Origin of the sequence: Emticicia sp. 17c (assembly GCF_037153985.1) — a bacterium.
GTDB lineage: Bacteria > Bacteroidota > Bacteroidia > Cytophagales > Spirosomataceae > Emticicia.
Genome location: NZ_JBBAYI010000056.1, coordinates 1 through 1,012, shown reverse-complemented (window position 1 = coordinate 1,012; position 1,012 = coordinate 1). Strand labels below are relative to the sequence as shown.

Genomic DNA, 1,012 nt, shown 5'->3' with positions numbered 1-1,012 from the left:
GGTGCATTTGGTATACCACCAGTGCTGATTTGAATACTGTTACTAGCCACACTTGTCCCACAACTTGTCGTACAAGTAGCCGTATAAACGCCTGATTGCATCACCACCGCCGGATTCGAATAAGTCACTGACTGACCATCTTTACGCCAGCTTAAGGTACCACTGCAATTGGCCGCTGTTAAAGTAGCAAAATCTCCGGCACACAAGCTCGTCTTGTCGGCTGTAATTGTTGGTGCATTTGGTATACCACCTGTTGTAATTTGAATACTATTAGAAGCTACACTCGTCCCACAACTAGTCGTACAAGTAGCTGTATAAACACCTGACTGATTGGTAAAGGTAGGATTAGCACTGGTCAATAAACTTCCATTTAATAACCATTTCACTGTCCCACTACAATTGGCTGCTGTTAAAGTTGCCGACTCACCAGCACACAAGCTCGTCTTGTCGGCTGTAATTGTCGGTGCATTCGGTATACCTCCAGTACTGATTTGAATACTGTTACTAGCCACACTTGTCCCACAACTAGTCGTACAAGTAGCTGTATAAACGCCTGATTGCGTCACCACCGCCGGATTCGAATAAGTCACTGATTGACCATCCTTACGCCAGCTTAAAGTTCCACTACAATTAGCCGCTGTTAAAGTAGCCGACTCACCAGCACACAAGCTCGTCTTGTCGGCTGTAATTGTTGGCGAATTTGGTATACCTCCAGTACTGATTTGAATACTGTTACTAGCCACACTTGTGCCACAACTCGTCGTACAAGTAGCTGTATAAACACCTGATTGGGTCACCGCCACCGGATTCGAATAAGTCACTGATTGACCATCCTTACGCCAGCTTAAAGTTCCACTACAATTAGCCGCTGTCAAAGTAGCTGACTCACCAGCACACAAGCTCGTCTTGTCGGCTGTAATCGTCGGTGCATTCGGAATGCCACCTGTACTAATTTGAATACTGTTACTAGCTACACTCGTCCCACAACTCGTCGTACAAACAGCCCAATATG

The 1,012-nt window shown here is 45.8% G+C and carries 1 protein-coding gene; it reads right to left on the bottom strand.

The genetic code is table 11. From position 1 onward, the window contains the following. Positions 1-1,012, bottom strand: a 1,012-nt coding sequence (locus tag WAA15_RS24445) for a hypothetical protein (RefSeq protein WP_337045472.1), incomplete at both ends; no start/stop codon positions are given.